The organism is Roseovarius halophilus (ex Wu et al. 2025) (genome assembly GCF_047086965.1).
Genome location: NZ_JBKOTX010000314.1, coordinates 1 through 4,521, shown reverse-complemented (window position 1 = coordinate 4,521; position 4,521 = coordinate 1). Strand labels below are relative to the sequence as shown.

The window sequence follows — 4,521 nt, the reverse complement described above, 5'->3', positions numbered from 1 at the left end:
CCAATCGTCAGCCAGATCCCCGAGATCACAAAATGCGTGCCGGATTGCCCAGTTCACCACATCCGCCACAGGCACCAATGCCGCGGAGCGGCTTAGTCCTAGGGCTGACACCGGCCATCCGCTGCGCGGGAAACGAACGGCAGGTGTGGGCCGGGTGTGTCTTGAAGGACGACCACAGTTCACAACTTTGCAAAGGCCCCTCCCTGCGCAGAGCCGCCGTTCGGATCTTCGCCGAACCGCGGCGGTAGACCAGAGGCTGGCTGGGCAACTTGCGTCAGGTGCATAGCCTAGTGCAACACCGGGCGGGTCCGGGCAGGTGGGGTCCTGTCGGCCCAGGCCCGCCGTTGAAACGGCGCGCATTGAACGGGTATCTCATCCGGCCGCGACCGGAGGCTGGTGACAGAACGCCAAGACAGGTCCGGATCGGCCCGGTCAGGCCACGTTCTGAAGATTTGCCGCCGGCGTGAGCCCCAGCGCGTGACAGACGTCGCGGGTCAGGTCCGGCTTGTTGAGCGTGTAGAAATGCAGGTGCTCGACACCGCCCGCGAGCAGTTCGTCGCAGAGCTCGGTCGCCAGCGCGGTGGCCAGCAGATCGGCCCCGCCGTCGCGCTCGGCGGTCTCGAAGGCATCGGAGACCACCTGCGGGATCGAGGTGCCGCAGGTCTCGGCGAAGCGGCGCGTGCCGGCCCAGTTCTCGACCGGCAGGATGCCGGGGATGATCGGCGCGTCGATACCGGCCTTCTGGCAGGCGTCGCGGAACCGGAAGAAAGTCTCGGCCTGGAAGAAGAATTGCGTGATCGCGGTGTCCGCCCCGGCGTCCAGCTTGCGCTTGAGGTGCTCGATATCGGCCGAATGATCGGCCGCGTCGGGGTGTTTCTCGGGGTAGGCGCCCACGGTCACGTCAAAGCCTTGCCCGGCCAGCGCGCCGACGAGGTCCACCGAGCCGGAAAACCCGTCGGGCTGCGCCACGAACTTGCCCGCCCCCTTGGGCGGATCGCCGCGCAGGGCGACGATTCGGTTCACGCCCGCCGTGCGATACTGCTCGGCGATGGTGAGGGTTTCCTCCTTGCTGGCCTCGACGCAGGTCAGATGCGCGGCCACCTCCAGCCCGGTCTGCGCGCCGATGGCCTGCACCGCCTCATGGGTCAGTTTCCGCGTCGTGCCACCGGCGCCATAGGTCACCGAGACGAAATCGGGCGCCAGCGGCGCGAGCGCCGTCACGCAGTCCCACAGGCGAAAGGACTGGGGCAGGGACTTGGGCGGGAAGAACTCGAAGGACAGGGCAGGGCGGGTCATGGGACACTCCTTTGATCAGGTTCCCTTGTCCCATGGTCTCGGCTGTGAGACAAATTCATAACTTCGAACACCATCATGAGCGCCATGCATATTGAGTTCCGCCACCTGCGCAGCATCAAGGCCATCCATGACACCGGCGGGCTGGCCCGCGCGGCCGAGGTTCTGGGCCTGACCCAGTCGGCCCTGTCGCATCAGATCAAGGGCATCGAGGACCAGGCGGGCGTGGAGCTTTTCGTGCGCCGGTCCAAGCCGCTGAAACTCTCGCCCGCGGGCAAGCGCCTGCTGGCCGCCGCCCAGCGTATCCTGCCCGAGGTCGAGGCCGTGCAGGCCGAGTTCGAGGGGCTGGTGCAGGGGCGCGCGGGCCGCCTGCACATCGCCATCGAGTGCCACGCCTGTTTCGAATGGCTTTTCCCGGTGCTGGAACAGTTCCGCCGGGCCTGGCCCGACGTCGACGTGGACATCCGCGCCGGGCTGGCCTTCGAGGCCATGCCCGCCCTCGCCCGCGAGGAAGTGGACCTGGTCATCACCTCCGACCCCGAGGAAATGGGCGGCCTGACCTATCTGCCGCTGTTCGATTACGAACCTGTCCTGGTCGCGCGGGACGGCCACCCGCTGGCCGACAAACCCTTCGTCACGCCCGAGGATTTGCGCAATGAGACGCTCATCACCTACCCGGTGGACCGCGCCAAGCTGGACGTCTTCTCGCAGTTCCTGACCCCGGCGGGGATCGAGCCGGCGGCGGTGCGCCAGGTCGAGCTGACGGCCGTGATCCTGCTGCTGGTGGCCTCGGGGCGGGGGGTGACGGTGCTGCCCGACTGGGTGCTGCGCCAGAGCCGCTATGGCGCAGGCTACATCACCCGGCCCCTGACCGAGGGCGGGATCACCCGGCGCCTGTTCGCCGCCGTGCGCAGCGTGGATTCCGACCTGCCCTTCATGGCGCATCTGGCCCGGCTGGCCCGGCAGGAAGCCGTGCGGCTGCACCGGGGCGCCTAGCCCCTTGTTCCCCCCGGTCCGATTGCCTATACGCGCGGCCTGATCCCTCACCCCGATGCCCCGCCCCCAGTTCTTGCAAGGAGCCCCCGAATGACCGGCAGCGCGAACCTCAACGTCATGACCAGCACCGCGCGCCGCGTGGGCCGCGCCCTGCTCAAGGATTTCGGCGAGGTCGAGAACCTGCAGGTCTCGACCAAGGGGCCGGGCGATTTCGTCAGCCGTGCCGACCGCAACGCCGAGGAGATGATCCGCAAGGCCTTGAGGGAGGCGCGTCCGACCTACGGGTTCCTGGGCGAGGAAGGCGAGGAAATCGCCGGCGAGGACCCGACCCGGCGCTGGATCGTGGACCCATTGGACGGGACCACGAACTTCCTGCACGGGATGCCGCACTGGGCGATCTCGATCGCGCTGGAACACAAGGGCAAGATCGTTGCCGGGGTTGTCCATGACCCGTTCAAGGACGAGTGCTTTTTCGCGGAAAAGGGCGAGGGCGCCTGGATGAACAACCGCCGCCTGCGCGTCTCGGGCCGCACCAGGATGATCGAGTGCTGCTTTGCCACGGGCCTGCCCTTCGCCGGCCGGTCGGACCTGCCCGCGACCCTGCGCGACCTGGGCCGCCTGCTGCCCGCCTGTGCCGGGGTGCGGCGCTGGGGGGCGGCGGCGCTGGACCTGGCCTATGTCGCGGCGGGCCGCTACGACGGCTTCTGGGAACGCCGCCTCAACACCTGGGACATCGCCGCCGGGATCATCCTGGTGCAAGAGGCCGGCGGCATCATCCAGCCGCTGAACCCCGAGGGCGACATCATGGCCGATGGCGAGTTGATCTGCGCGGCCGAGCCGATTTTCGACAAGTTCGCCAAGGTGATCCGGGCCTAGACAGGCGGTCTGGCCCGGGCCCGGTCGCCTGCCGGACGGGTCAGCCCCAGGGCCCTTTCCGGCGCTGCTGCCGCCGGACCCGGGGCACCGAGCTTTCCCGCGCCTCATAGCGGCTTTCGGGGTGCGGCGGGTGGCCCTGCGTGCGTGTCCAGTAGGCCGCCGCCCCGCGCCGCAGCCAGAGCGGCACGGTCAGCAGGAAGCCGGCCACGAAGCCGCCCACATGCGCCCAGTAGGCGACGCCCCCCTGCGAGATGTCGGCGCTCACGCCGTTGAAAAACTGCAAGCCGAACCACAGCCCCAGGACGATCCAGGCCGGGATCGGGATGATGCGGATGATGAAGATCAGGAAGATGAAGACATCCACCCGGGCCCGCGGGAACATCAGCAGATAGCCCCCCATCACCCCGGCGATGGCCCCCGAGGCCCCCACCATGGGCACCTGGCTGGTCGGGTCGGGCAGGTATTGCAAAAAGGCCGCCGCCAGCCCCGACAGCAGGTAGAACATGACGAAGCCGACATGGCCGAACTCGTCTTCCATGTTGTCGCCGAAAACCCACAGAAACAGCATGTTGCCGCCCAGATGCATCCATCCGCCGTGCAGGAACATATGGGTGATCAACCCGCTGTAACCCTGCCCCTCGCTGACCAGCAGCGGGAAGAAGGCATAGTCGACATAATATTCCCACTGCTGGGCGCGGGTCTGGATCAGGCCCTGCTCGATCAGGAAGATGGCAACGTTCGCCGCGATCAGCGCGAAGGTCACATAGGGCACCTTGTCCGAGGGATTGTGGTCGCGGATGGGAAACATGGGGCAGGGTCCGTCCTGAGGGGGTGCCCAGAGCCTAGGTCGCCCGGCGCAGGTCGTCCAGAAATCCGGGCAATGCGCGGGCGTCGACCAGCGCCTCTCGGACCAGAACGTCGAAATGCCGGGTCATGAACTGCACCCGGTCGGTATCGCGGAAGGCTAGGTAATTCTGCCCGATGTAAAGCACCGCCATGAGCGGCCCGAAGACCGTGAGCGGCGCCGCGAACAACTGCCGCGCATCGAACAGATGCAGCCGCAGGGTCGGGTAGAACTGGTCGTGCAGCTCGGTCAGACGGTCAAGCTGGGCGCGGCGCACCGGTGCGGGCAGGCCCTCGTAGTAGCCCGTGCCCTTGGCAAAGCTGGTCAGTTCGTAGAGCGGCACCGCGATCTCGTAGTCGGACCGGGCCTGCCGTATCCAGGCTAGCCGGTCCTGCGAGGCACCAAGGGCCTGTTGCCGCGCGACAAACAAGGTGAGAGTCGAGCGTCAATCAGGATGAGAACGCTGGGGTGGTGTTTCGTAGGGAGGGCGTAGCCCGACCGGAGAGATACCA

General features: G+C 67.4%; 5 protein-coding genes. 2 read left to right on the top strand and 3 right to left on the bottom strand.

The annotated features are described in order from the left end of the window. Positions 1–432: 432 nt before the first annotated feature. A complete protein-coding gene (metF, locus tag ACH107_RS30365; RefSeq protein WP_412509425.1) occupies positions 433–1,296 on the bottom strand; it encodes a methylenetetrahydrofolate reductase [NAD(P)H] in 864 nt (287 codons plus the stop codon). 84 nt (positions 1,297–1,380) lie between these two features. Here metF and ACH107_RS30360 point away from each other — a divergent pair, with 84 nt between their 5' ends. Further along, positions 1,381–2,289 carry a LysR family transcriptional regulator gene (locus ACH107_RS30360; RefSeq protein ID WP_310691997.1) on the top strand — a complete coding sequence of 303 codons (909 nt, stop codon included), beginning with the start codon at positions 1,381–1,383 and terminating at the stop codon, positions 2,287–2,289. Between the two features lie 90 nt (positions 2,290–2,379). Further along, positions 2,380–3,165, top strand: coding sequence for an inositol monophosphatase family protein (locus ACH107_RS30355; RefSeq protein WP_412509424.1), 786 nt, complete (start codon positions 2,380–2,382; stop codon positions 3,163–3,165). Positions 3,166–3,205: 40 nt separating this feature from the next. Here ACH107_RS30355 and ACH107_RS30350 read toward each other — a convergent pair whose 3' ends face one another. Beyond that, positions 3,206–3,973 carry a rhomboid family intramembrane serine protease gene (locus ACH107_RS30350; RefSeq protein ID WP_412509423.1) on the bottom strand — a complete coding sequence of 256 codons (768 nt, stop codon included), beginning with the start codon at positions 3,971–3,973 and terminating at the stop codon, positions 3,206–3,208. A gap of 34 nt (positions 3,974–4,007) precedes the next feature. After that, complete coding sequence (locus tag ACH107_RS30345) at positions 4,008–4,439, bottom strand: hypothetical protein (RefSeq protein WP_412509422.1); 432 nt, start codon at positions 4,437–4,439, stop codon at positions 4,008–4,010. Positions 4,440–4,521 lie beyond the last annotated feature (82 nt).

Bases quoted from the DNA above. Each gene is read 5' to 3' on its own strand.
- ACH107_RS30355 (WP_412509424.1), top strand. From the start codon at position 2,380: ATGACCGGCAGCGCGAACCTCAACGTCATGACCAGCACCGCGCGCCGC.
- ACH107_RS30360 (WP_310691997.1), top strand. From the start codon at position 1,381: ATGCATATTGAGTTCCGCCACCTGCGCAGCATCAAGGCCATCCATGAC.
- ACH107_RS30350 (WP_412509423.1), bottom strand. From the start codon at position 3,973: ATGTTTCCCATCCGCGACCACAATCCCTCGGACAAGGTGCCCTATGTG.
- metF (WP_412509425.1), bottom strand. From the start codon at position 1,296: ATGACCCGCCCTGCCCTGTCCTTCGAGTTCTTCCCGCCCAAGTCCCTG.